The 1,317-nt window shown below is 57.9% G+C and carries 2 protein-coding genes; both read right to left on the bottom strand.

Annotated features, from left to right (window positions below):
• Nucleotides 1–263 (bottom strand): response regulator (locus tag Q7V20_RS20940; RefSeq protein WP_304795580.1); only part of this gene is annotated, 263 nt, incomplete at its 3' end.
• A 2-nt stretch (nucleotides 264–265) separates the two neighbouring features.
• The coding region (locus Q7V20_RS20935) for a response regulator (protein WP_304795578.1) at nucleotides 266–1,317 on the bottom strand (1,052 nt) is incomplete at its 5' end.

Here is a 1,317-nt window from a genome sequence, read left to right as displayed (position 1 = left end):
AAGATCACCGGAATATCTGCAGTGACAGGGTCGCCTTTGAGTCGCCGACACACCTCATAACCATCCATGCCAGGCATCATGATATCAAGCAGGATCAGGTTCGGTGGCGAGTCTGAGGCCGCAATCTGCAGCGCCTTCTCGCCATTATTAGCAACCTTCACCTTATAGTCGTCCTTGAGCAGACTGCTCATCAGGGTCAGGTTTTCCGGCGTGTCGTCGACGACCAGGATCGTGGCCCTTTCGCTGAAATCAAGTTCATCCATAATCAGACCGATGTCCCGGTGGCAGCCCGCAACGCTGCGAGCGCCGCCTCGAAGTCGAATATTCGCATATTGTCATCAATCTGGCGATAGTGGCTGGGAAAGGCCGCATCTAGCAGCCCCGCATTCGCTTCCAGCACATCAACCGCCTCCGCGTCATCATCGGCCAGCATTGCCTCCAGCTTGGCACAGACAGCCTTGAGTTGTGCCGGAAGGACCGTAACCGCCGTCTTGGCCCCTTCCTCCGGCAGTTGCTGTTCCAGTTGGGTGATAAGATCTTCAAGCAGCATCTTCAACTCGTCGATCCGGGCATCGATCTCCTCGCGCGGACTTCGTTGCCTGATCTCGCCCTCAAGCCTTTCCGCCAGTTGCTGTAAATCAGTGGCGCCGATGGTACCGGAAACACCCTTGAGGGTATGGGCAAGCCGCTCCGCAGTATTCCAGGAATCACCATCCAGCGCTTTAAGGATTTCCGTCACGACGGTTTTCTGCCCGGCTACGAACATGCGCAGCATCGACAGATAGAGCGTCTTCTTACCAAGCACCCGCCGCAGGCCCTCGGCCATATCAATCCCCTTGATGCCGGACGGCAGATCGACATCAAGCACCACCTGCGGCTTCTCCTCTACCGTGGCGGTTGTCGATTGTTGCGGTTTGATCCATTTCAGCAGCGCCGTCCACAAGATTTCGGGCTCGATCGGCTTGGCCACGTGATCGTTCATGCCCGCCGCCATGCAGCGGTCACGATCGCCCTGCATGACATTGGCGGTCATCGCCACCACCGGAAGGTCCTTGAGGCGCGCCTCCTTGCGGATCTCCAGGGTTGCCGTCACACCATCCATCACCGGCATCTGCATATCCATGAGCACGAGGTCGTAATCGGCAACTTTGACCTTATTCAGGGCGATCTGGCCGTTCTCGGCCAGATCGACAATGAAGCCGGCATCGCGCAGCAGTTCGGTTGCCACTTCCTGGTTGAGATCGTTGTCCTCCACCAGCAGGATACGGGCGCCCTGGATGGTGGTGAGTTGTGCGAAGGTGTCAGTCGGGGCATCCC

This window comes from Aquabacterium sp. (assembly GCF_030652515.1).
Classification (GTDB): domain Bacteria; phylum Pseudomonadota; class Gammaproteobacteria; order Burkholderiales; family Burkholderiaceae_C; genus Aquabacterium.
Note: the sequence above shows the minus strand (reverse complement) of the source record. Positions and strands in the feature narration are given on the sequence as shown.